We start from the raw sequence: 22,721 nt of genomic DNA, 5'->3' as shown, positions 1-22,721 counted from the left end.
GTGTCATAGCCACTCGTTGATCGCGGCGATCTGGACGGTGGCCTCGTACCGGACGGCGAGTTTGTCGTAGCGGGTGGCCACGGCCCGGTGGCGTTTGAGTCTGTTGATGCCGCACTCGACCGCGTGGCGCTGCTTGTACAACTGCTGGTCGAACGACGGGGGCCGGCCGCCTCTGGAGCCCTTCTTACGACGGTTCGCCGCCTGGTCGGCCTTGATCGGGATGGTGGCCTTGATTCCTCGTCTGCGCAGGTACTCCCGGTTCGCCTTCGACGTGTACGCCTTGTCGGCCAGGACCCGATCCGGACGGGTCCTCGCCGGGCCGCCACCGAGGCGCCGCACCCGGATACCGTCCAACACCGTAGTGAACTGCGGACTGTCGCCGCGCTGCCCGGCGGTCAGCACCACCGACAAGGGCTTCTGCCCCTGCTCACAGCCCAGATGGATCTTCGTGGTCAACCCGCCCCGGGAACGCCCCAACGCATGACCGGCCGGCTCGGTCCGGATCCCGCCCGGCGGCTCGACCTGCTGGTCACCATCACGGCGGGCACCCGCGGCGTGCTGGTGGGCCCGAGCGATCGTGGAATCGACACTGACGTCCCACGTGATCAACCCGACGGCGTCGGCACGGGCCTGCAACTCGGCCAGGATCCTCGCCCAGGTCCCGTCGCGCTGCCACCGGCGAAACAACCCGTACACACTTTGCCACCCGCCGTACCGGGCAGGCACATCCCGCCAGGGCGTCCCGGTTCTGACCCGCCACCGGATCCCATCAATGAGCTGCCGTTTCGTCCATCTCGGCGGGCGTCCTGGCTTCCTACCGGCAACAGCGGCTCCAGGACGTTCCACTGCTCGTCGGTCAGGTCATGCCGCCCCGCCACCGGTATGGTGTCCACGAGGTCTCCGTGCAGGCGTTCTTCTTCGTCGATGAACGATCTACCGGAGACCTCCCTACCTTTCGATCACCGACACGCCACCTGTGACCTGACCAAGCCACCACCACTTCTTAAACACGGCCTAGGAGGTCGAGTCGAGCACGTCTCCATGGATCTGAGCGCACCTGATGCGCCGGCGGCGCTGGTCGACGCCGCCCGTGCGGCCTTCGGGCACGTCGACGCGGTGGTGGTCAACCACGCTCGCAGCGTTGATCAGGGGCTGGAGGATCTCACGGCGGCGGAATTGGACTTGACCTTCGCGGTCAACACGCGGGCCAGTTTGCTGCTCGTCCAAGCCTTCGCCGCTCAGCACGACGACGCTCGCCGGGGGTGGGCGGGTGCTGCTGTTCACCCCAGGTCAGTACCACGGCGCCATGCCGAAGGAACTGGCCTACATCGCCTCCAAGGCGGCGTTGCACGAGGTGACCCGCAGCCTCGCCGTTCACCTCATCGGCCGTGGCATCACCGTCAACTGTATCAATCCGGGGCCTAACGACACCGGCTACGCCGACGACGAGACGCGAGCCGCCATCGCGGCAACCAATCCCGGCGGACGCTGGAGTACCCCGGACGACACCGCCCGCCTGGTCACCTGGCTCCTCAGCGACGAGGCGGACTGGGTCACCGGACAAACCATCGCCTCAGACGGCGGCTGGTCATCACGCTGAGCGCGTTCATGCCGGGCAGCGCGGGAACTACATAACTCGGAAGTAGACCTACCTCCTCCCGATTAGGGCCGCTTCGCATAGCGGAGCGGCTGGGACTAACCCGCCGGATCGTCGTCGCGTTCGGCAGACGCCGGGGTTGCCCGGATCCTGACGTGGCCGGCCCTGATCGCGCGTTGGTGTATACCCGATCGCGGGTCGGCGGTTCGTCTCGACCGGCGATGAGATCCTCCGCTCACAGTTCAGGAGTACGCCATGTCCGTGAGTAGGAAGCGACCCCGCTGGGCCGAGTTGCCGGCGGCGGTTCGAGGGAGTATCGAGGGCCTGCTGGGTGGTGCCGTGGCGTGCGCCGAGAACTGTGCCGGCGGCTTCTCGCCTGGCTTCGCCTCTCGGCTTAGCCTGCAGGATGGCCACCGCGTCTTCGTCAAGGCGGTGGACGCACATCTCTGGCCGGTTGAGGCGTCGCATTACCGCGCCGAGGCCGGCGTGGCCGGGCGTCTACCGGTAGCCCTGCCCGTGCCTCGGCTGCTGAACGTGCGCGACGACGGCCGGTGGGTGATTCTGGTCTTCGAGCATGTGGACGGCGTCGCGCCGGGACAACCCTGGACCACACGGCAGATCCGGCGCGTCCTCGCGCAGGCAGTCGCCTTCGCTCAGGCGACCACGCCGTCGCCGATCGAACTCCCACATGAGCATCCGCGACTCGGCGGCTGGGCTGACATCGCACTCGACCCCTCCGGCATCGCCCGGCTGCACGCCGTCTCGACCTGGGCATCGCACCACCTCGATCGACTGACCGCAATCGAGCGGAACGGAATTTGTCAAGTCAAACTGAGACGGTTTGTGCCTTGGTTGTTGGCTGGTTGATCCAGGCTTTCTCGGGGAGCTGGGGTGCGCGGGGCTGGCGGGTGAACCGGTCGGGGTGCTGCGTGTAGGCGGCGTTCAGGGTGGTCTGGCGGTGCCGGCGGATCTGGTCGGCGGTGCCGTAGTGCACCGACGCGGGCGTGTGCCAGCCGATCCCGGAGTGGCGGTGCTCGTGGTTGTAGGCGGTGAAGAATGTGTCGCAGAACGTGCGGGCGTCGGTGAGGGATCCGAACCGGTCGGGGAAGTCGGGCATGTACTTCATCGTTTTGAACTGGGCTTCGGAGTACGGGTTGTCGTTTGACGTTCGCGGTCGGGAATGCGAGCGCAGGACACCGAGGTCGACGAGCATTTCCGACACCGGTTTCGAGGTCATGGCGCCGCCGCGGTCGGCGTGGATGGTGTGCGGCTCGATTCCGTTGGCGGCGACCGCGCCGGCCAGGAAATCGCGGGCCACGATCGCGTCCTCGGCGGCCGCGACGAGCCAGCCGGTCACGTACCGGGAGTAGATATCAATGATGACGTAGCATTTGAACCAGACGCCTTTGACGGGCCCTTTCAACGCGGTGATGTCCCAGGACCACACCTGCGACGGGCCGGTCGCGACCAGTTCCGGGCGCACCCGGGGCGGGTGAGTGGCCTGCCGGCGTCGTTCCCGGCTCTGCCCCGCCGCCCGCGCGATCCGGTACATCGTGGACATCGAGCACCAGTACCGGCCCTCGTCGAGTTCCCGTGCCCATACCTGCGGGATCGCCAGATCCGCATACCCGGGCGCGTTCAGCACCGCCAGGACCTGTTCCCGCTCGGCCAGGCTGAGCGTCTGTGGTGGCGGGGTCCGCGGCAGCCACGGGCCGTGCATCGGCCCGATCGGCTTCGCCTTGCGGTAGTAGGTCGCCCTCGAGATCCCGGTCAACGTGCACGCTCTTTGCACCGCGACCTCAGCGGCACGTAATTGTTCGAACGTGGTGGTCAGGACTTTCTCGGCGGCGTCTGATCGTCCGCGCTCTCGGACAGCTCTTCCAAGAGCGCGTGCGCTTTTCCCATTATATCCAACGCCATCCGGGTCTTCTTCAGATCCGCCTGCAACTTTTCATTCTGCCGGCGCAGTTTCTCCAGCTCGAGCTGTTCACTGTTCTTCCGCTTCGGCCGTCCCGTTCCCGCCGTTCCGGAATCGGTCTCCCGGCCTGGTCTGCCGAGTAGGCCCGCGTCACGAGCCCGTGTCCATTCGATGATGTGCGACGAATACAAGCCTTCCCGGCGCAACAGAGCGCCTTTTTCTCCGTTCGGGGCGCTCTCGTACGCGGCGACCATTGCGAGCTTGTACGCCGGGCTGAACGCCCGACGCGACGGCTTCGGCGCCGGATCGACCCCGTCACCGGCCGATGCCGGCTGCTTGTCAGATGAAGTGGACACGCTCACAAGCAGGGCCGTTGCGTTCTCGCTCGGCTAGCCGGTGAGCTGGGATGATGCTGGGTGATTGGCCTGTGTGGAGGCGGTTGAAGCGGGTGAAGCCCTCAAGGTGATCATGGAGTTTCTCTAGGACTGCACGACACCGAGGACTCCACCCGCAGATGTCATCATCCCTGATCTCCGTACTGACTGTGACAACCCCCAGCGGCGAGACGCCACCACCGCCGATCACCGAGGGTGAACGTCGTGGGCTCCTGGACGCTGTCAGCGTGATCCCGGACCCGCGCAACCCGCACGGGGTGCGGTATCCCCTGGCCGCGTTGCTGACCGTCGCGGTCTGCGCGGTCCTGGCCGGCGCCACGTCGTTCGCCGCGATCGCCGACTGGCTGTACGACCTGGACGAGGCGGACCAGCGGCGGCTCGGGTTCACCCGGGGCGTGCCGGCCGGCACCACGGTGTGGCGGCTGCTGATCCGCCTGGACGCGACTGTGATCAGCAAGGTTCTGGCCGGCTGGCTGCACACCCGGACGCCACCGGTGGCCGCTCGGCCGCGCCGCTACCGGACGGTGATCGCCGTGGACGGCAAGACCCTGCGTGGCGCACGCCAGCGTGGCGGCCGGCAGACGCATCTGCTGTCGGCGCTGGACACCAGCACCGGCATCGTCCTGGCCCAGGTCACCGTCGACACGAAGAGCAACGAGATTCCCGCCTTCACCCCACTGCTCGACGCCGTGCAGGCCGTGCTCGGCAGCCTGACCGATATCCTGTTCGTCGCCGACGCCATGCACACCCAGACCGGCCACGCCGAGCAGATCACCGGCCGTGGAGCACATCTGCTACTGCAGGCCAAGGGTAACCAGTGCGCCACGAGGCGCTCTGACACATCCCCGTTTCAGGCGGGACAGACTCGAAGGGAGGTCTGCTGGGTCCGATGGCTTACCTGGATCCGAAAGGTGAAGGGGACAAGAGCATGCCAGGAAATCGGCGGCCGGGTTCAGATGCCCGAGACGGCGTGCCGGGAGACCCGTGCGGTATGGCGAAGACTTGATTGTTTGAACCCTAATCTCCAGCGGCAGCAATTTACTGCGACCGGAAAGGCATCTGAAACCGGTGTCCGTCGTGGTCGGGGTGTACTGGTTCGCCCTGGCCAACCTTCGCGGCGGAAGCGATACCCGGCGAGGGTATTCAAGGAGATGAGTGGGGCGCCTGCAGCCGCGCTATTTCGTGTGTCAGAGACGAACGTGGGATCACCGTCCCAGTTCGGCTGGCGGTGTCGGAGCACTCGTAGTAGTCGCCGGAGTAACGCCCGGCCAAGGAGAACGGGAAAGCCGTTCACAGGGCGAAGGGGTGCAGGTGATGCGGACTGTGAGAAACAGTGGAGGTATGCGTAATGCAGAGCGCTGACACGGTACTCAAAGTCCTGCGTGGCAGGGGACGACGAAAACTGCCCCTGGAACGGCTGTATCGGCAACTGTTCAACGAGCAGTTGTTTCTGATCGCCTACGGGAGGATTTACGCCAACGACGGCGCGATGACGCCCGGAGTCGATGGGAGAACACCCGACGGGATGAGCCTGGAAGCCATCCGGGACATCATCGGTCGGCTTCGCGCCGAACGCTACCGGTTCACACCGGTCCGCCGGGTTTACATCCCGAAGAAGAACGGAGCCCAACGGCCCCTCGGGCTGCCGGCCTGGACCGACAAACTGGTCGGTGAGGTGGTGCGCCTGCTGTTGGAGGCGTACTACGAACCGCAGTTCTCGACCAGGTCGCACGGGTTCCGCACTGGTCGGGGCTGCCACACCGCACTCGACGAGATCGCCTCGACATGGACGGGCACGACCTGGTTCATCGAGGGCGACATCGCCGACTGCTTCGGGAGCCTCGACCACGAGGTCATGCTCGCGATCCTCGCCGAGCAGATCCACGACAATCGGTTCTTGAACCTGGTAGGAGGAATGCTGCGGGCGGGATATCTGGAAGACTGGAAATGGCATGCCACGCATTCCGGTGCGCCACAAGGCGGCGTCATATCGCCGATCCTGTCGAACATCTATCTCGACCGTCTCGATACATTCGTGGAACAGGAAATGGTCCCGGCCTGGACCCGCGGAACAGTCCGACGGCCGAACCGGGCGTACTACAACGCGACGTCAAGAGTCGGCTACTGGAAAAGGAAGGGCGACCGCGACAAGGTCAAAACCTACCGCAAGATCCAGCAGTCGATTCCCACTCGCGACGTTCACGACCCGGACTACCGCCGGCTACGCTATATCCGCTACGCCGACGATCACCTCCTAGGATTCGCCGGCACCAAGGCCGAAGCCGAACAGATCAAGAACGAGCTAACCGCGTTTCTGCGCAAGGATCTGAAGCTCGCTCTCTCTACCGAGAAAACCTTGATCACCCACGCCCGCACCCACAAGGCACGGTTCCTCGGCTACGACATCTGGACACGGCAGGCCGACACCTGGCACACCAAGGGCAAACGATCACTCAACGGCTCCATCGCCCTCGGTGTCCCACCGGAAAACGTCAACGCCAGATGCCGAAAATACCTGCGGAAACAGAACAAGCCCCTGATCCGTAACGACCTGATCCGCACCAGCGACCACAACATCGTCGCCTCCTACGGCGCGGAATATCGAGGATATGTCCAGTACTATCAGATGGCCGGAAACATCAGCTGGCTCAACAAGCTCCGTTATGTCATGGAACGGTCGATGATGTCGACCCTGGCAGCCAAATATCGCCGACCACCGTGGGTGATGCGAAACCGCTACCAAACCACCGTCGTCACCCCCCACGGGAAACGCCGGTGCTTCGAAGCGACCCAGCGCACCCCGAACGGAACGGTATTCACCGCCAGATTCGGCGGGATCCCGCTACGCCGCCGCAAACACGCCCGCCTCATCGACGGAGCGTGGCCGACCCGGCGGGGAACCCAACTCATCGCCCGGCTCACCGCCGGGATCTGCGAACTCTGCGACGCCCACGACGGGATCACCGTCCACCACGTCACACGACTCGCCGACCTCAACAGATACAGCCCTGCGGCCACACCACCCTGGGTGCAAGCCATGCGGGACAGCCGACGGAAGACCCTGATCGTCTGCGCCCGCTGCCACGGCGACATCCATCAACAGCCGCACACGCAGTAGCAACACTGGAGAGCCGTGATGCGGGGAAAGCTCGCACGTCCGGTTCGGGGAGGAGTCGCGCGGAAACGGACCCCCACAAGGGACACCGCGCCGCGCGGCTTACTCCACGCCGCGTCTGTATCGGCAGCTCAAAACCCTGCTCTGGGCGAAGATCCCGGTCCAGGACGAGACCAGCAGTCGCGGACACGGCCGCTACGACATCCGCCGCCTGCAAGCAGTCACCTGCACCGGAGCACTCGCCCTCGACTTCCCACACGCCGTGCAAGCACTACGAATCCGACGTCGCCGACTGAATCTGGCCACCGGCCGCTGGTCCACCGTCACCGTCTACGCGATCACCAACCTGACCGCCGGCCAGGCCAGCCCGGCAGACCTGGCCGACGCTCTGCGCGGACACTGGGCCATCGAGATCCTGCACCATATCCGCGACACCACTTACGCCGAAGACGCCAGCCGCCTGCGCACCGGCAACGCACCCCGCGCCATGGCCACCCTGCGCAACACCGCGATCAGCCTGCTCCGCCTGGCCGGCATCACCACCATCGCGAAAGCCCTACGCCGCAACAGCCGAAACCCACACCGACCCCTACAACTACTCGGGATCACCTAAAAACGGGCGTATGGCTACCTTGCCTGAACCCTGCCTGTACTCCGGCGTCGGCGGAGTAATGCTTGCTGGTGGCGATAGCGACGTCGCCATCGATACCCGGATCGTCACCCGACCCGCCACCGAACGCATCGTGCGGCGTGCATTCGAAGCAGCCGTACGCCCCGACCGGACTCGGCCGGACGGCGTACGGAGGGTCACCTGCGTGGTCAAGGACAATATTCTGCACGGATGCAGGTTGTTCGTGCGCGTGCTACACGAAGTCGGCTCGGATTACCCCATGGTGGAGCGCGAGGTTGTGCTGGTCGACACGTTCACGCAGTGGCTCGTGCGGCAGCCCGAGCACTACGACGTTGTGGTCGCACCCAACATGTTCGGCGACATCATTACTGAGCTGGCAGCCGTGCTCCAAGGCGGCATGGGCATGGCCGTGAGCTGTAACCTCGGCGACCGGCATGCCATGTTCGAACCAGTTCACGGCTCGGCGCCCAAGCACGTGGGCAAGGATCGGGTTAACCCCATGGCGACGATCCTCGCCGCCGCCGAGATGCTGACGTGGCTTGGGAAGCGACACGAGGACGAGGCGCTTCTCGCTGCGGCCGTCAATGTGCATTCGGCCGTTGGCGCCGTCCTCGCCAAGGGACGGCCACTCACCTACGACCTTGTTGGTACGCATCGTGCGTCGTCGGCGTCTGTCGTCACCACTGCGATCATCGCCGAGCTTGTCCCGGAGGGGCGGTGATGCTGGTCGACTCCCAGATGCACGTGTGGGGCGCGCACACCGAGGCCCGGCCCTGGCCCACAGAGGTGCGCCACATCGCGCACCGTGCCAGGCCACCGGATACCTCGGAGGTTGTGGCGGTACTTGATGCGGCGGGCGTGGACAGGGCCGTCCTGGTGCCGCCGTCATGGGAGGGCGACCGCAATGACGTGGCGCTCGCTGCGGCGCGCGCTCACCCGGAGCGGCTGGCGGTGATGGGCCGCGTGCCGCTGACCGACCCGGACAATGCGCAGCGCCTGCCGGGCTGGCGCGATAGCCCCAACATGCTCGGACTCCGCGTGACCCTGCATCGTGAGCCGCTGCGGGGCGCGTTTCTCGATGGCGCAACGGAGTGGTTCTGGGCGGCGGCAGCCGACGCCCGTCTGCCGGTCATGGTCTACCCGCCAGGGCTGGTACGGGAAATCGGCCGGGTCGCTGCGCGCTACCCGGGGCTGCGGATCGCTGTCGACCACCTCGCCGCCCCGGTGGATAAGAACGGCGCCGAGGCGTACGCCGAGTTGCCCTCCTTGCTCGCTCTGGCACGGCTACCGAACGTGGCAGTCAAGGCATCCGCCCAGCCATGCCACTCGCGACAGCCCTATCCCTTCACCGATGTCCACGAGCCGCTACAGCGCGTCATAGACGCGTTCGGACCGCACCGCGTGTTCTGGGGCAGCGACTGGACCCGGCTACCGTGCTCCTACGCGGACAACCTGCGGTTCTTCGAAGCGGCGCTGGTCGGCCTGAGTAGCGAGGAGATAGCCCTGACGCTGGGCAGCGCGCTGCTTCGCTGGCTTGACTGGCCGTGATGCCGACTGCGGAACTGCGGGAAACCTCGTCGACGGGTGTGGTGTCGACGCAGGTGCGGCCGGAACCAAGACCGCGACACCCGACACGGATGCTGTGAGGTTCAGTACACCTGCGACCGGATCTCACTGCGGTATCCGCAGGATCTACATCGCCCGAGCTGCCGCAGCGCCCTCACCTCGTCGTCATCGAGATCAGCACCTACCTCACAGCCCGGCGGGCCACATTTGCCGGCCCAGCGAAGTTGAAGGTGGCGGCGGGTGGGGGCGCAGCGTCCGGGTGTGCAGCCAGCCGGCCAGAACCTTGCTGATCACAGTCGCGTCCAGGCGGATCAGCAGCCGCCACACCGTGGTGCCGGCCGGCACGCCCGGGTGAACCCGAGCCGCCGCTGGTCCGCCTCGTCCAGGTCGTACAGCCAGTCGGCGATCGCGGCGAACGACGTGGCGCCGGCCAGGACCGCGCAGACCGCGACGGTCAGCAACGCGGCCAGGGGATACCGCACCCCGTGCGGGTTACGCGGGTCCGGGATCACGCTGACAGCGTCCAGGAGCCCACGACGTTCACCCTCGGTGATCGGCGGTGGTGGCGTCTCGCCGCTGGGGGTTGTCACAGTCAGTACGGAGATCAGGGATGATGACATCTGCGGGTGGAGTCCTCGGTGTCGTGCAGTCCTAGAGAAACTCCATGATCACCTTGAGGGCTTCACCCGCTTCAACCGCCTCCACACAGGCCAATCACCCAGCATCATCCCAGCTCACCGGCTAGCCGAGCGAGAACGCAACGGCCCTGAGCCACCCCCCCATCAACTTGGTTGGGCTGCTTCGCCGAGGCAGTTAGTGAACCGGGACGAGCCGTGCGCGTTGTGCTGTACAAGCCACGATGGTCCATCCGCTGGCGTCGATCAACAGCAGCTCGGAAAGGGTTCAGTATGGGTAGCAACAAAGCGCTGACCGCTCTCGTGGTCGCCCTCACGACCATCAGTGCCGTGACGGTTTCCCCGCAGCCCGTCTCCGCCGCCTACGTTTGTGCGGACAACAAGGTCTGCTTCTACGACGGGCGCAACTACACTGGCACCGTCTTTGCGCCGCAAGAGATGTACAACAATTATGGATCAGTTCCTGACTTCTCTCGTCGCGTGTTTACCAACGGAACGAACGCCAACGACCGCACCACGTCCATCATCAACAACACCGGATGGATTGTCCTCGCGTACACCGACGTTCGGTTTGACGGCTTCGCATGGGTGAGAATTGGACCGGACTCCAGGATCAACCTCGAGCACACCGTCGTGGATAACCAGATCTCCTCGGCAAAATTTCAGTGACTTTCATGCCCGCGGATCGTGTCGTTCGCAGCACTTCCTTAGGCGACCGTGATGCTGGTTCCGTAAGCGCAACCCTCGTCGCGCCGAAGGCTGCCAATTATTGCTACCCGCAGGAACGGCTAACGTCTGAGAGGGGAGTACGATGAATTCTTCACGGAGAGCTGTGAGGCTGGTCAAGGCTGCCAGCTGTGTCCTGGTTGGCGTCTTGATGGCCGTGGCGGGCGGGGTGCAGGCTGGCGCGCAATCGCCTGTCGGCCTTCGCCCCGTCTGCACGGTACACGTCCTGAATGTACGGCTGGCCGACCCAGGCCCCGCAGCCTACCGGCTATGGGGCAAGCTGTGCCAGCGGCCCGGCGCCAAGCCGAAGGCGGTCCAGGTGCTTCAACCGGGCGGAACTTACAACCACCTTTACTGGGAGAACCCCTACCGCGGTGGTATCTACTCCTACGAGGTCGCCGCCACCCTGGCCGGATACGCCACCTTCACCTTCGATCGCATCGGCACAGGGAACAGCACATTCCCGCCTGCTACTGAACTGTCGATCGCGGGGGAGGCGGTTGCGTTGCACGACGTCGTCACCGCCCTTCGTGCGGGGGCGGTTGGCGGTCGCGCATTCAGGCATGTCATCACGGTCGGTCATTCGTTCAGCTCGATGGTGAGCGCGGCGGAGGCTGCTCGGTACGATGATGTGGACGGGCATATTCACACCGGTGTCGTTCATGCCGTGGCCGATGCCGCTTTCGCCTTCGGGGCCAGTGCGCACCACGCTGCTAGCGAGGATCCGAAGTTCGCCGGACGGGATCTCGACGGCTACCAGACCACTGTCCCGGGCGTACGGGGTGCCTTTCACAGCTCGGCGACTTCGAACGCGGAGATCGTCGCGATGGACGAGGCCAACAAGGACGTCCATGCGACGCATGAAGGCCCGGAGGCGTTCGAGTTCCTTCAACCGGCAACGCCGGCGGACGCCATCACCCGACAGGTCAAGGCGCCGGTACTGCTCCTGCTCGGTGGCGATGACTTCACCTTCTGCGGCGCGGGCGGTGTCGACTGCTCCAGCCCGGCGCGCGTGCGCGCCCACGAGGCGAAGTTCTGGTACCGCGACGGAGCCAGGGTAACCTTCGCCGTGGTGCCTGGGGTCGGCCACTCGATCCACCTCAGCACCGCCGCGCCGCGAGCGGCAGCGATCATGCTGGGCTGGTCCTACCGGATCGCGCGGCCCTGACGCCCTGCACGTCGAACCATGTGGTAGCAGCTTGGTTCGTACCCGTGCGGCCGCCGCTGCCGGAGAGCCTTCCGCGCAGCGGCGGCCGTTTGGTCGCGTAGTGGTCTCGCCCCATCTCTCGAGACGGCAGGACAGTCGAGACGGTGAGGGAACCGACCGTCGTAGGGGGTTACTACAGGCTCGGGGTGCAGGCCAGACGTGCTCATGGTGTCCTCGGCTGCCCCAAGTCGATCAGGAGGCCGGAAGATCATGTCGTTGATGCATCCTGCCCCGCGTCCAGGGAGGTTTTTCCATACCAGGGACGCCTACCTGCACGAGGGCATTCCGGGTCCTCGCCGCGCAGGCGCCCGGCCTGGAATCGGTGCTGCTGGCGGCGAAGATGGCCCGGTTACGGCCACGTCAACATCGATGGGACCCTGATCGAACCCGACCGGTGCCGCACACCCGGGCCGCCGCCGGGAGTAGACCTGTGGTGGTCCGGCAAACACGACAACCACGGCGGCAACGTGCTGCTCCGGACGGGTGGCCGCTGTGGACCTCACCCGTACGGCCGGGCCGGGAGCACGACACGACCGCCGTACGTGAACACGGCATCCTGCACCTGTTGACCACCTGGACCAATCAGCGACAGGTACTCGGTGACCTCGGCTACGAAGGTGAAGCCGACACGATCACAACCGGGTTCAAGAAGCCCCCCAACGGCACCTGCGCCCACGTGCAGCAGCGGTTCGACAAGGCCCACAACGGCGTCCGCGCCATCGGTGAACGCAGAAACTCCCTACTCAAGACCACCCGCATCACCTGATCACCCAATGCCACGACCCGTTACGCGGAAAAGGCTCATTGGACACGTGGCGGTAACCTTCCATCTGTAATGAACGCTCTGGTGGGGATCTTCTTCGCGGGCTGTCGACAGGCTATTCCGTGGAATCTCGTGACTTGTTGAACCCATCCGAGGTCTCAATCGTCGTGAAACGCGTCCCCGCTTATCCGAGCTTGGCGTCCCACCTCACGGCAGGAGATGGTTGCTGATGATCTGTCCCTCGAAGAGCGTCGGTCCTGTTCGGCAGGCTTCGACACCAACTCGAACCGTCATGTCGGGCATGGCGGTGCTGTTCGATAACGACGGCACCCTGGTCGACTCCACTTCAGCAATTACCCGATGCTGGGACCGCTGGCGGACCGAGTACCGGGTCGATCAGGATCGCTTCCACAAGGTTGACTTCTTCGGTCGTCCAGTCAGAGAGATTGTCTCCGACATTCTTCCCAGGGAGCTGGTCCATCGTGCGGCATTGCATTACGAGGAAATGGAGGCGGCCGATACCGAATGCGTTGTCCTTCCTGGCGTTCTTAATTTGCTGGCCGACCTGCCGGCACCTCGCTGGGCGGTGGTGACGTCGGCCAGCCGGAAGGTGGCGGAGCTGCGCCTTGCCCGGCTCGGGGTGCGGATACCACAGTTGGTCTGCGCGGACGACGTCCGATGTGGCAAGCCCGACCCCGAACCCTACCTGCTCGCGGCCCGCCGGCTGGGAGTCGACCCAGCGACCTGCATCGTGGTCGAGGACGCACCCATGGGGTTGGTGGCCGCCAAGGCGGCGGGCATGCACACGATCGCGGTCACCAGCACGCATGCCCGAAACGAGTTGCGCGCCGACATCGTCATCGACACTCTCGCCCAGATCCGGGTGCGACACGATGACCAACTCGTACATCTGGAAATCGATGGCCAGGCGGTCGGGTACACAAGGCCCACCGGGATCCCGGTCTCATACCCGTCCGGCGCGAGGCGGTGACCCATGGTCTCTTCGACCAACCGTGACCTGGCTGTGGCGTTCGTCATCCCCTACTTCGACGACGGACAGTCTTGGCGCCGTAACGCATTGCAGCGCACGCTGGGCAGCATCGAGCGACAGACCGACGACCGGTGGCACGTCTACTTGGTCGATGACTGCTCGCCGGAGCGATCCGTCGGCACGTTCTTACGTCAGTGCAAAGAGATGTTGCCGGGTCGGCTTGACCAACTCCAAACCGTCCGCAACGCCGGGCCGGGCCAGGCCCGCAATCTCGGTGTCCAGGTGGCCCACGGCGACGGTCTGCCCGTGATCGCTTTCCTTGACTCTGATGACCAGGCCCATCCCGAGCGGGTCCGGACCGTCCGGGAGATGTTCACCGCCGATCCCGAACTCGATTTCGTCTACACGGATGTTGACTTCGTGGACGAGGACAATCTGCCGTGGGACGTGCATGATCTCCTGCCCGCGCTGAAACTGATCCAATGCGAGCAGCAACTCCCCAAACTCCGCGGCCGGGAACGATGGATCGAGCAGGCCGTCGAGCGAGACTGCATGGCCATCCCCTCAGCGATGAACCTTCACGCCGGTCTCGCTCTCAAGTATCCGTTCCCCGACGTGCGCTTCTGCGAGGACGTGGCGACGCTCTTCCGATACCTGGGCAGCGGCGCCAAGATCGATCACGCAGCCGGGATCCCTGTCCGCTACCGGGTGCCCCGGCAGGGGGGAAGCGCCGCCCGGGCACTATCCGGTGATCTGGAGTTCTACAACCGGCAGCGTTGCGTCAACGAGCGCGCCGGGCTGGAGGAGGCAATCGCGGAGGCACTTTCTCGCGGAGCCACCGACCACCGGCAGGGTCGCGAGGTGCTGTGCCGGTACCTGATCCGGATCGGGCGGACCGTCGCCGGAGACGGCAACATCGCCCTCGGAGTCGAACAGCTGCGCGAGGCATACTCCGTGGATCCCGACACCTTCGGCCGCCGTGCCACTGCTCTGGAGTGCCAGGCCGTGCACGGCGGGCTGGTGTCACAATGACGGTGAAGAAGTTCATCTTGCCCCTTCCCGAGGATGAACCTGGATCGGGAACCCTGGACGGACTCGATGCGGCGGCCGGCACCACTTCGGCACACGAGACGTCGACCATCCGCCGGCCGAGGCTTGTGCTGGCATATCTGCTCGCGGGATTCGGGCTGCTGGCACTCGGTATGGGGCTGGTCCCGGCACTCGCCACGTCGTTCCGGGCGGCCTTTCATCTGACCGGAGCGCAGGTTGCCAACGTCCACAACCTCAAGGACATCGGCCTCGTTGTGGCAATGCTCGCCGGGCCGGCGCTGTTGCGCAGGCTGGGCGCCTCTCGTGCGATACTCGCCGCCATCGGCGTCGGCATGGTCGGCTGTGCGGTGTACGGCATACTCCCGGGCTACCCCGCCGTGTTGGCGGGGGCATTCCTGCACGGTGCGGCATTCGCCCTCGGCAGCCTGGTGATCATGACCTACCTCTTCCAGTTGCCGGCCCGCTACCGGTACATCGCGGCGACGCAGGCCACATTCGGTGTCGCCAGTTTTGTCGCGCCGGTGCTGGTGGCCGGGCTGGTCCAAGTGCCGGCCGGCTACGGCGGCGTCTACGGCCTCTACGCCGGCGCCCTGCTCGGGCTCGCAGTCGCTGGCCTCCTGCTGCGGGGTGATGGTGACGGGGCGGTTGCCCGGCGGACCGGAGGGATCGGATCCCCGTCCGTGACTGCCGGCCAGTTCCGTGCGTGGTTGCCGGGCGCCGCGGTGTTCGCCACCATCATGGCGGCGGAAACCATCGTGGTCTCCTGGATCACCTTTCTGGCCCAGTACGGCTACGGCGCATCCCTCGCCGCGGCCTCCGCGCTGTTGGCCACCCTCTGGGCTGTCCACGCCCCGGCGCGGGCCATGGGCGACGTGCTGGCGCGGCGTTTTAGCGCGCCGCTGATCGTGTTCGTCGGTACGCTCATCGCGGCGCTGGGGATCGGCGTGGCGTGCCTGGGCAGCATGCCGGCCGCGTACGCCGGCGTGTTGGTCTTCACGCTCGGCATCGCCTCGCTGATCCCCGTCCACCAAGGCTGGATGCTCAACAACAGCCACGCAGATCTGCGCGGCTCGTTGAACTCACTGCTGGGCGTGGGTGCCGCGGGGATCACCACAATACTGGTTTGGCTGACCGGGCTCGCGGTGGACATCAACCGCAGGCTTCCGTTCGCCATCGCGATAGTTCTGCTGCTAGTGGTGGCCGGCTGGGCGCTTAGTGCAATGTCGACGGCCGGTGGCGGCACTCGCCCAACCCGGCGCTCGCTCGACCGGGACGGCTGGGCCGGCCGAGGCCATGCCAAGGAGAGAAGAGTTGCCCCAGCGTTGACTGGTGAGGCTTTCAATCCGTTCCCGACCAGGTAGGACGCTACCTCGGCCGTGCTCAGAATGGTGCCCGCTGCTGCTCAAGTCGTTCCTGAGTCGAACGGCTCTACCGACGATTTGGTTCTGATAGCGCCACACGGTGGCGGTCGCGTTACCGAACAGCTCGGCGCAGGCGTCCTCGGGCAGGTTGTGTCGCAGCTGGAACAGAACCATCACCAACGCCTCATTGTGCGGGTCGCCAGGGCCGCGCCCGCTGGTTCCACCAACGTGCACGGCTCAACCGCGACTATGCCCTGCTCAGCTAGCAAATGGCGGCTGCCGTACAAGGTGCGAGTTTTCGTCGCGCTCCGGTGTCGACCACGGTGTGGTGGCTGCTCGTGTCGTGGAGCGGTCACAGCGTCGCGACGAGCCGGAACCGCTCCAGCACGGCTGGCGTGTCGTCGTCCACGGTGAACTCCGGATTGCCCAGCCATCCTCGGTAGGCTGTTCCGTGCCAGTACTCCTCGTGGCCAGCCCTCCAGGCGGCGACCGAGTCGTGCCCCTCGCCCTCATCCCGGGCGTGGTCGAGGTCCACGTCGCCGAGCCGGCTGACACGTACCTCGGTCAGTTCGACCACCGCGACCCGGCGACCAGCAGAATCGACAACCGCCGCGCGGGTACCCACGACCGGTAGCGGTTCGCCGTCGATGTCGTAGTCCTGGAGCAGGCCGGTCGTAGCGGTCTTGGTCCCCTCGAGCACCGCAGCGACCAGCTTGTCGCGCAGCGGACCAGGGAAGGCGAACTCGAACGTGGGTAGATCTGCGGTCACGGTAGGAGACTAACGAGAGATCATCGTCTTCTGCGAGCCGATTGTGCGGTCCTTACCTGGGTTCCACAGATGTGTTGGTCGACTAGTCCACGAATCTTGGGCTTGAGCTGTGGAAACACGGCTTCAGCCGCCTAGCGGGCGTGTCACTAGGCGGTCGAGTTCGTGCTGGTCAGGGCGTTGTGGTGAGTTCGATGATCTTCTTGGGTGGGTCGAGCTTGAGCGCGGCGAGCAGGTCGCGTTGGGGCTTGGTGAGCTCGGTGGTCTGCCGGAAGGTGCCGGCGGGTCCGGTGAACGTGATCGTGTGCAGCCGGTCGAGGTCGGCGCGGATGGTGGGCCAGGTGCGGCTGGTGGTGGTTTCGGCGATGCGGACCAGCAGCAGGGCGAGCCAGCAGAGCAGGATGTGGGCGCGGATGCGTTCTTCCAGGCGGTGGTGGACCGGGCGCAGGTCCAGGACCGACTTCATGTCGCGCCAGCCGCGTTCGACTTCGAGGAGTTGCTTGTAGCCCAGCGCGATGTCCTCTGCCGACAGTTTCGGGTCGGAGCAGCGCAGCAGGTACTTGCCGTCGAGGCGGGCCTCGGCCTTGACTGCTGCGGCGTCGATGCGCAGCAGCCCGCCGGGGGTGACACGCAGGAACCTGTTGAGGCCGGGTGAGGTGGAGATCTGCCCGCGCAGTTCGGCGCGCTTGGTGGCGCTCAGCGAGTCCGATCCGGCGATCTTGTCGGTCAGGCGGGCGACCAGGTGCTCACGGACGTGCTGGTCCCGCTCGGCTTCATCGGGGTTGAAGCAGATCACGAACCGGTCGCCGGTGTCGTCGAGCTTGACCTCCTTGACCTGGAGGTTCGCCGTGATCTGGGCGTAGCGGCCCTGCCGGGACAGCGCCGCTGTGGCTTCCTCGGAGCCGGAGCGCAGTTTCTCGCCGATGATGTAGTGCCCGCCGCCGCGTTGCAGGTAGCGGCGGTTGGCGGCGGAGCTGAAGCCGCGGTCGGCGACCCAGATGACGCGCGCCAGGCTCCAGTCGCGCATGTCGTCCTTGACCTGGCGGATCAGCGCCGAGTCGCTGTAGTTGCCGGGCCATGACCACACCCGCACCGGGATCCCGGTGCGGGTGACGGCCATCCCGACCACGACCTGGGGCAGGTCGTCGCGGTGGTCCTTGCTCTTGCCGTGGCTGCGAAACCCGCTGTCACGTACCGCATCGGACGGCTCGGCGCCCGGCCGCACCCGGCCGTGCTCGCCACGGGCGACCGGCGCGTCGGCCTCGCCAGTCTCGAAGTAGGTGCTGGTGGTGTCGAAGAACAGCAGGTCCACCTCGAGGTTGAGCAAGTCGGCGACCTGGTGGAAGACCTGCCGGGCCACCTGGTCCTCGACGCCGAGCAGGGCGTCCATCGCCCGGTAGCAGGCCTCGTCAACCACGTCGGCCAGGCCTTCGATGTGCACGTCGTGGGCGATCCAGTCGGTCGCGGCCAGCTTCGACGAGGGCTTGAGCGCCCGGTTCGCGGTCAACGCGAACAGGATCCGCTCGATCCGGGCCGGATCGGCCCTGGTGCCGGCCAGCGCGTCACGGATCACGGTGTCGATACCGAGCCGGCGCCACAGGCCGTCGAGCACGTACGCGCCACCCATCGGGCGTGAGTCGGTCAACGTCATGTCCGCCGGGGCGGTCAACGCGGCAGCGGCCGCCGGATCCAGCAGCCGACTCAACGCGGTGACCAGCCGCTGCACCGCGGGGCGGTCGAGTTCGTCTTCCCGACCGAACGAGTACAGCACCTTCGTGCGTGACATCCCGGCCTGCGCGTCCCACTCGTTGTGGGCCAACTGCAGGTAGCGCACGACCTGACCGGTCTTGTTCTTCCGCGACGACACCCGCACATACACGTGGCTAGAGGTTACGGATTACACCCCTGCCCAGCAAGACCGAGTCCCAAAATCGTGTCACTAGGCGTTTTCGGCTTTCCCGCTATCCAGCAACGCCGCGACCTGCATCTTCACATAATTCACGTGCGTAGACCGCCCTACATCTGTGGAACCCAGGCCTTAGAGAGACCGGCAATAGGACTGGCGGGGCTGCGGCGCGCCCTGGCGCTTCGGCTGGCGGCGTTGTCGTCCTCGGCCAGGACCCGCCTCGCCGCCACCGCCCTATTGCCGGTCTCTAATACGAGCGTTGTTGCCGCTGCGGATCGACTCCCCGCGGTCGGCCGTCGCGACATGGCCGGCCGCGACACACCCGTCTCTCCGGCGCGAGTACGCGCTCATGGCCGCGGAGCGCTGGTCGCCCGAAAATGACCTCTGGCGCCGACCGTCGGCGTCCGGGCGTAGCCGAGAAGCGGACACGTGGACTGCGCACGAGGGCGTCACGGCGAATGTGAGTGAGTCGTTCTCTTCGCAACTTGCCGCATCCGCAGCGATCTGGACCGAATTTTCATTGCCGGAGTATTCGGCGTGAAGGTCGCCGTCGGGCTCGGGCAACCTCACAGCCGGGATCTCAGCACGGCGACCTCGGGGAACTCGTCCGGCGAGCCGTAGCCGTGCTCGGCGAGCCAGCGGACGTTGGTCAAGCATCGCAACGACCACCAAGCGTGGATGAGGTCGCGGTCGACGTCGGTGCCGTAGCCGGCGACGACGTCGCCAAGGTGCTCCTTGTGTCCGAGTGTGAGGGTGGCGAGGTCGAAGAGCGCGTCGCCCTGGGATGCCTCGGACCAGTCGACGACGCCGGTGACCTCGTCACCGGCGACAAAGACGTGGTCGACCTGCAGGTCGCCGTGAATGAACACCGGTGTCCACGGCCGGAGCGCAGTCTCGGCGAGGCGGCGGTTGCGGGCGACCACGTCAGCGGGAAGGACGTCGTTGGCGACGAGCCACTCGCACTCGCCCGCGAGGCTCGATGCGAGCTCGTCGAGGCTCCGACCGGGCCATGGCGGCAGCGGCGCGTCGTGCAGCGTCCGGGCGGCGGCACCCGCCGCGGCCCACGCGGCCGACGACGCGGTAGACGGCTCGCCGAGGTGACCGAGTGCCGTGCCGGGCAAGGCGGCGAGCGCGAGCGCGGGCGGCCTCCGCCAGAGGACCTCCGGAGTCGGGACCGGCGCCATAGCCATCGCCTCGACCTCGACGTCGGTGCGCGTCTGATCAGCGTCGATCTTCAGGAACACGTCGCCGACGCGCAGGGTCGCCCGCTCGTTGTGGGCGACGACGACCTCGACCTCCTGCACGTCGACCATTGTCGCGGGGATGAGCACCGGCGACACCGGGTTTGTCGCGTGCGGCTGCGTGGTACCAGGCCTGCTGGACATCGCGCCACTTCCGCTGCCGAGCAACTGTCATGGAGCCGGTGTATCGGCCCCGCGTCGCCGGCGTGCTTCGCCTGATCTCCACAATCCCCGGTGTCACCGTCGAGGATTCGACGACCGGCGGGCAGCCCACCCTGACCATCACCGCCGGAGTGCGGACGGACGGCACCCAACACGTGCTGACCATCAACGCCCACAACGGAGCACCCGTCAGCTCCACGGTGAACTCGCCCGAGACCGGAACCACCTTCACCGGAACCTACGAGGTCTCCCGCGTCACCGTCGCCGACATCAGCGCCGGCACGACCTGACCACCAACCCAGCACCGTGCGCGCCGTCCACACCACCTGGACGGCGCGCACGGACCGCACCCATCGACAACACGTGGATCGGGTAGCTGGAAACCGCGGCCCTGGACGGCGTTGCCGTCATTTCCTTGGCACGGCCGGGGTCGCAGCTGGCCTCCCGGCTGCTCAGGCGGGGACGGGCTCCAGGTCGGCGTCGTCGAAGGGTGGGTAGTTCTCGCTGCTCATTCGCTCGGCCGCAGCGATGTAGGTGGCAAGAGCGTCGCGGGATCGAGCGAGCCTGTCCACTTGATCGTCCAGTCGCCGCAGCCGCGACCGCATCGCGGCCAGCAACTCGGGACACCCGACCAGTTCCGGGGCCTCTCCGACCGCACAGGGCAGCAGGTACGCGATGTCCTCGGATGACAAGCCGGCCCCGAGCAGGTGCCGGATCTGCTTCACCCGCAGCACGGCACTCTCGTCGTACTCGCGGTAGCCGTTCGCGCCGCGGTCCGCCTCCAGCAGGCCCTGGGCCTCGTAGTAGCGCAACTGATGGGCGTTGACGCCCGTCCGACGACCCAGGTCCCCGATCCTCATCCAAACCCCGCTTGACCTTCGCACCGGTATCAACGTTGACGATGCTGCCATGAACAACGGCCCCGATACACCCGTGACAGTCATCGGCCTCGGACTGATGGGCCAGGCACTCGCCGGCGCCCTCCTGGAAGCCGGGCATCCCACAACCGTCTGGAACCGTACGACCTCCAAGGCCGACCAGTTGGTGGCCGGGGGTGCGCGGCTGGCCCCAACGGTTGGCGACGCGCTCAAGGCGGGCTCCCTGACGATCGTCTGCGTCACCGACTACCAGGCCATGTACGAGCTGCTCGGCACGAGCGATATGGAGCTGGACGGCACGATGTTGATCAATCTGACCTCCGGCAGTTCGGCCCAGGCCCGGGAAGCCGCTCATTGGGCCGAGCAGCGCGGTGCTCATTACCTGGACGGCGCCATCATGGCCATCCCGCCGGCGATCGGGACCGCCGAGGCGATGATTCTGCACAGCGGGCCGCAGTCGGACTCCGAGGCGCACGAGTCGACACTCGGCGCGCTCGGCACTGTCGCCTACCTGGGTGCGGACCATGGGCTGGCGTCCCTGTACGACGTCGCCGGCCTGGCGATGATGTGGAGCGTCCTGAACGCCTGGCTTCAGGGCACCGCCCTGCTGAGGACGGCCGGTGTTGACGCTGCAACGTATGCGCCGTTTGCCCAGCAGATCGCTGCCGCTGTGGCCGGGTGGCTGCCGGGATATGCCGAGCAGATCGACAGCGGCTCCTTCCCGGCCGAGGTGTCGGCCCTGGAGACCGACGCGCGGGCGATGGCACACCTGATCGAGGAGAGCGAGACGGTGGGTGTCAATGCCGAACTGCCGAAGCTGATCAAGGCGATGGCCGACCGCTCGATCGCCGCCGGACACGGTGGGGAGCAGTATCCCGTGCTGATCGGTGAGTTCACCAAGCCCCGCAACGACTGACCGATCCCGACACCGGAATCGTGCAGCTCTGGCCTGTCTGCTGATGTCCGACATGCCCTGCTCAGCTTCGTGGTCGGTAGCCCTCTCGGGCTACCGACCACGCTCAGGACGACGCGCCGACGGCGGCGTTCACCGTAGGTCGGCGTCGAGGTACTCGGCGAGCCGGGCGGCCCCGGTGAGCATGGCTTGGCCGCGGGTGGTGAGTTGTTCCCGCCACTGGCGTAGCGACGCGGCGAGCGGTTCGGTGCCACCGGCTTCGCGCACCCGACGCAGCACGCCGGCGATGTGGTCGAGCCGGTACCCGCCACGGCGCAGCAGGTGAGCGAGTTCGGCGTCGCGGACATCGTCCGGTGAGTAGGCGCGGTAGCCGGTCGCCGGATCGCGCGCCGGCTGCAGGATCCCGGCCCGCTCCCACTTGCGCAGGGTCGCGGGTCGTACGCCGAGGCGGTGGGCCAGCACGCTGATCGGCACGGCTTTCCGGCTCTGCGGTTGCCGCTGCGAGCCGGTGAGAGTGGCGACCGCCGTCTCGACCGCGTCCAGGGTTTCTCGGTCGCGCTGCAGCAGGATGTGGCTGTGGTCGATGGTGCGCAACGCGGCGTCGATGTCGCCCCGGTTGACGGCACGCATGATGTCGCCGCTGGCCGGGTAGCCGTGGCCCGCGATCAGCGCGAGGTAGGCGCTCAGCGCCTTGGCGTGCAGCTCGGTGAACCGGCGGTAGCCGGTCGGGCTGCGCTGGGCCCGCGGCAGGACGCCATCTCGTTCGTAGTTGCGCACGGCCTGCGCGGAGAGGCCGTGCCGGCGGGCGAGGTCGACTGGTCGGCGTACCCCTGGGTTGGAGGATTTCGTGGCTCTCACCGCGCTCCATCGCTCACAAGTCTCAACCGGAAGTTCAACGAT

Annotated in this window: 22 protein-coding genes and 3 pseudogenes; 16 read left to right on the top strand and 9 right to left on the bottom strand. The window is 66.4% G+C overall.

Translation table 11 applies throughout. The annotated features are described in order from the left end of the window. Window positions 1–3: 3 nt before the first annotated feature. Window positions 4–893, bottom strand: a protein-coding gene (locus tag KIF24_RS17980; RefSeq protein WP_331461184.1) for an IS5 family transposase whose coding sequence is annotated in 2 segments (ribosomal slippage) — window positions 4–827 and window positions 827–893 — 891 coding nt in all. Because the reading frame shifts where the segments join, the coding sequence is not laid out codon by codon here. Between KIF24_RS17980 and KIF24_RS35120 the strand changes: the two are divergent. From KIF24_RS35120 to KIF24_RS17970, 3 genes and pseudogenes are all read left to right on the top strand, one after another. Beyond that, window positions 883–1,203: pseudogene (locus KIF24_RS35120) on the top strand (hypothetical protein); the annotation flags it as partial. The gene KIF24_RS17980 and the pseudogene KIF24_RS35120 overlap by 11 nt on opposite strands. Window positions 1,204–1,270: 67 nt before the next feature. Continuing rightward, window positions 1,271–1,600: an SDR family oxidoreductase gene (locus KIF24_RS34020; RefSeq protein ID WP_331461183.1), complete on the top strand. Its 330-nt coding sequence runs from the start codon at window positions 1,271–1,273 to the stop codon at window positions 1,598–1,600. Between the two features lie 252 nt (window positions 1,601–1,852). Further along, on the top strand, window positions 1,853–2,464 hold the full coding sequence (locus KIF24_RS17970; protein WP_221085048.1) for a hypothetical protein: 612 nt from the start codon (window positions 1,853–1,855) through the stop codon (window positions 2,462–2,464). Here the strand turns inward: KIF24_RS17970 and KIF24_RS17965 are convergent. Together KIF24_RS17965 and KIF24_RS17960 are read right to left on the bottom strand one after the other, a co-directional pair. Then, window positions 2,424–3,431 carry an IS3 family transposase gene (locus KIF24_RS17965; protein WP_221087414.1) on the bottom strand — a complete coding sequence of 336 codons (1,008 nt, stop codon included), beginning with the start codon at window positions 3,429–3,431 and terminating at the stop codon, window positions 2,424–2,426. The genes KIF24_RS17970 and KIF24_RS17965 overlap by 41 nt on opposite strands. Then, window positions 3,428–3,871, bottom strand: coding sequence for a hypothetical protein (locus KIF24_RS17960; protein WP_221085047.1), 444 nt, complete (start codon window positions 3,869–3,871; stop codon window positions 3,428–3,430). The genes KIF24_RS17965 and KIF24_RS17960 overlap by 4 nt, the downstream gene beginning before the upstream one ends. Window positions 3,872–4,029: 158 nt before the next feature. Here KIF24_RS17960 and KIF24_RS33115 point away from each other — a divergent pair, with 158 nt between their 5' ends. From KIF24_RS33115 to KIF24_RS17935, 5 genes and pseudogenes are all read left to right on the top strand, one after another. After that, window positions 4,030–5,259: an ISAs1 family transposase gene (locus KIF24_RS33115; protein ID WP_230415386.1), complete on the top strand. Its 1,230-nt coding sequence runs from the start codon at window positions 4,030–4,032 to the stop codon at window positions 5,257–5,259. Continuing rightward, window positions 5,259–7,028: a reverse transcriptase/maturase family protein gene (locus KIF24_RS17950; RefSeq protein WP_221083523.1), complete on the top strand. Its 1,770-nt coding sequence runs from the start codon at window positions 5,259–5,261 to the stop codon at window positions 7,026–7,028. The genes KIF24_RS33115 and KIF24_RS17950 overlap by 1 nt, the downstream gene beginning before the upstream one ends. 112 nt (window positions 7,029–7,140) lie before the next feature. Then, window positions 7,141–7,638 (top strand): annotated as a pseudogene (locus tag KIF24_RS34580) (transposase); the annotation flags it as partial. A 10-nt stretch (window positions 7,639–7,648) separates the two neighbouring features. Continuing rightward, a complete protein-coding gene (locus KIF24_RS17940) occupies window positions 7,649–8,377 on the top strand; it encodes an isocitrate/isopropylmalate family dehydrogenase (protein ID WP_221085046.1) in 729 nt (242 codons plus the stop codon). Then, window positions 8,377–9,204: an amidohydrolase family protein gene (locus tag KIF24_RS17935; protein ID WP_230416579.1), complete on the top strand. Its 828-nt coding sequence runs from the start codon at window positions 8,377–8,379 to the stop codon at window positions 9,202–9,204. The genes KIF24_RS17940 and KIF24_RS17935 overlap by 1 nt, the downstream gene beginning before the upstream one ends. A gap of 329 nt (window positions 9,205–9,533) precedes the next feature. Here KIF24_RS17935 and KIF24_RS17930 read toward each other — a convergent pair whose 3' ends face one another. Then, window positions 9,534–9,842, bottom strand: a complete 309-nt coding sequence (locus KIF24_RS17930; protein WP_230415722.1) for a transposase family protein — start codon at window positions 9,840–9,842, stop codon at window positions 9,534–9,536. Window positions 9,843–10,130: 288 nt separating this feature from the next. Between KIF24_RS17930 and KIF24_RS17925 the strand changes: the two genes are divergently transcribed. From KIF24_RS17925 to KIF24_RS17900, 6 genes and pseudogenes are all read left to right on the top strand, one after another. Continuing rightward, window positions 10,131–10,526, top strand: coding sequence for a peptidase inhibitor family I36 protein (locus KIF24_RS17925; RefSeq protein ID WP_221085044.1), 396 nt, complete (start codon window positions 10,131–10,133; stop codon window positions 10,524–10,526). Window positions 10,527–10,689: 163 nt separating this feature from the next. Continuing rightward, entirely contained in the window at window positions 10,690–11,751 is a 1,062-nt protein-coding gene (locus KIF24_RS17920; RefSeq protein WP_221085043.1) for an alpha/beta hydrolase, read from the top strand. A 306-nt stretch (window positions 11,752–12,057) separates the two neighbouring features. Further along, window positions 12,058–12,544 (top strand): annotated as a pseudogene (locus KIF24_RS17915) (transposase family protein); the annotation flags it as partial. Between the two features lie 310 nt (window positions 12,545–12,854). Beyond that, window positions 12,855–13,544: an HAD-IA family hydrolase gene (locus KIF24_RS17910; RefSeq protein WP_221085041.1), complete on the top strand. Its 690-nt coding sequence runs from the start codon at window positions 12,855–12,857 to the stop codon at window positions 13,542–13,544. Between the two features lie 3 nt (window positions 13,545–13,547). Continuing rightward, the gene (locus tag KIF24_RS17905) at window positions 13,548–14,576 is read left to right on the top strand and encodes a glycosyltransferase family 2 protein (RefSeq protein ID WP_221085040.1); all 1,029 of its coding nucleotides are present in this window, start codon (window positions 13,548–13,550) and stop codon (window positions 14,574–14,576) included. Continuing rightward, complete coding sequence (locus tag KIF24_RS17900) at window positions 14,573–15,955, top strand: MFS transporter (RefSeq protein ID WP_221085039.1); 1,383 nt, start codon at window positions 14,573–14,575, stop codon at window positions 15,953–15,955. Before KIF24_RS17905 ends, KIF24_RS17900 begins: the two co-directional genes overlap by 4 nt. Before the next feature lie 352 nt (window positions 15,956–16,307). Here KIF24_RS17900 and KIF24_RS17895 read toward each other — a convergent pair whose 3' ends face one another. The 3 genes from KIF24_RS17895 to KIF24_RS17885 form a co-directional block, all read right to left on the bottom strand. Continuing rightward, entirely contained in the window at window positions 16,308–16,724 is a 417-nt protein-coding gene (locus KIF24_RS17895) for an ASCH domain-containing protein (protein ID WP_221085038.1), read from the bottom strand. 169 nt (window positions 16,725–16,893) lie between these two features. Continuing rightward, window positions 16,894–18,600 (bottom strand): IS1634 family transposase, encoded by a 1,707-nt coding sequence (locus KIF24_RS17890; protein ID WP_221085037.1) that lies wholly within the window; start codon window positions 18,598–18,600, stop codon window positions 16,894–16,896. A gap of 593 nt (window positions 18,601–19,193) precedes the next feature. Then, entirely contained in the window at window positions 19,194–20,012 is an 819-nt protein-coding gene (locus KIF24_RS17885) for an aminoglycoside phosphotransferase family protein (RefSeq protein WP_230415720.1), read from the bottom strand. A 29-nt stretch (window positions 20,013–20,041) separates the two neighbouring features. Here KIF24_RS17885 and KIF24_RS17880 point away from each other — a divergent pair, with 29 nt between their 5' ends. Then, window positions 20,042–20,320, top strand: coding sequence for a hypothetical protein (locus KIF24_RS17880; RefSeq protein WP_221085036.1), 279 nt, complete (start codon window positions 20,042–20,044; stop codon window positions 20,318–20,320). Between the two features lie 162 nt (window positions 20,321–20,482). Here the strand turns inward: KIF24_RS17880 and KIF24_RS17875 are convergent, their stop codons facing one another. Further along, complete coding sequence (locus KIF24_RS17875; protein ID WP_221085035.1) at window positions 20,483–20,890, bottom strand: MerR family transcriptional regulator; 408 nt, start codon at window positions 20,888–20,890, stop codon at window positions 20,483–20,485. A 49-nt stretch (window positions 20,891–20,939) separates the two neighbouring features. Here KIF24_RS17875 and KIF24_RS17870 point away from each other — a divergent pair, with 49 nt between their 5' ends. Continuing rightward, window positions 20,940–21,824 carry an NAD(P)-dependent oxidoreductase gene (locus KIF24_RS17870; protein WP_221085034.1) on the top strand — a complete coding sequence of 295 codons (885 nt, stop codon included), beginning with the start codon at window positions 20,940–20,942 and terminating at the stop codon, window positions 21,822–21,824. Between the two features lie 129 nt (window positions 21,825–21,953). Here the strand turns inward: KIF24_RS17870 and KIF24_RS17865 are convergent, their stop codons facing one another. Further along, window positions 21,954–22,679, bottom strand: coding sequence for a TioE family transcriptional regulator (locus KIF24_RS17865; protein ID WP_221085033.1), 726 nt, complete (start codon window positions 22,677–22,679; stop codon window positions 21,954–21,956). Between the last annotated feature and the right edge of the window lie 42 nt (window positions 22,680–22,721).

Source organism: Micromonospora tarapacensis (assembly GCF_019697375.1).
In the GTDB taxonomy this organism is placed as follows: domain Bacteria; phylum Actinomycetota; class Actinomycetes; order Mycobacteriales; family Micromonosporaceae; genus Micromonospora; species Micromonospora tarapacensis.
This window is presented reverse-complemented; position numbering and strand designations above follow the sequence as displayed.